This is a genomic window from Poseidonibacter ostreae (assembly GCF_009208075.1).
GTDB lineage: Bacteria > Campylobacterota > Campylobacteria > Campylobacterales > Arcobacteraceae > Poseidonibacter > Poseidonibacter ostreae.
Window position 1 is genome coordinate 1 of the sequence record NZ_WFKJ01000119.1, and the last position, 715, is coordinate 715.

The following is a 715-nucleotide window of genomic DNA, read 5'->3' on the forward strand; positions in this document are numbered from 1 at the left end:
ATGTTTATGAGGAGGAATAGTTTTTGAGAAATTATTTATAGTAATATTCTTTGCACTTCTTGTTATATGATTTATTGGTATTAATATTTTATCAATTAGGTTACTTCCTAAAAAGAGTAAAGTAAAAAAAAGTAAAGGTTCAATTACTAACATAACTTCTATTATATCTTCAATTTTATCATCTATATTATCTTCATATAAAATGATTTTTAACTTATCATTTATCTTTAAAGTATAAATAGCATGCATACTTTCATCATTATGTATTAATAAAAAAGATTTCTCATTGTCTAAATAAGAACTTATATCTTCTAATTTAAAATCATCTGTTTTTTTTACTATTTGCTCATTTTCAAATAATGCAGCTTTAGAAGAAAGGAATTCTCTTTTATTAAAATTTTCTTTATTATCATGTAAAAAATTCTCTTTTATAAAAATTGCTTCTTTATATAATTTTGATTCAAAATTAAAATAAGTATTTTTTTCAAAGAGGAAATAAAAAGAAAAACTAAATATTAATAAAACTAAAAAAGTACTACTTCCAAACCAAAACAGTATACGTGTTTTTAAACTCTTAAACTTCAATTTTATATCCTAAGCCTCTAAAACTTTTTATTTGATTTTTACCTATTTTTTTTCTAAGATGATAAATAGTCACTGGAATCACATTACTATTTATAAATTCTTCATTATTCCATAACTGTTGCTCAATCAT

Annotated in this window: 2 protein-coding genes; both read right to left on the reverse strand. The window is 20.6% G+C overall.

Going from position 1 to position 715, the window contains the following annotated elements; translation table 11 throughout:
• Positions 1-585, reverse strand: a 585-nt coding sequence (locus tag GBG18_RS15055; RefSeq protein WP_152192388.1) for a hypothetical protein, incomplete at its 3' end; no start/stop codon positions are given.
• The gene (locus tag GBG18_RS15800; RefSeq protein ID WP_193311192.1) at positions 575-715 is read right to left on the reverse strand and encodes a winged helix-turn-helix domain-containing protein; all 141 of its coding nucleotides are present in this window, start codon (positions 713-715) and stop codon (positions 575-577) included. The genes GBG18_RS15800 and GBG18_RS15055, both read right to left, overlap by 11 nt.

Bases quoted from the DNA above. Each gene is read 5' to 3' on its own strand.
- GBG18_RS15800 (WP_193311192.1), bottom strand. From the start codon at position 715: ATGATTGAGCAACAGTTATGGAATAATGAAGAATTTATAAATAGTAAT.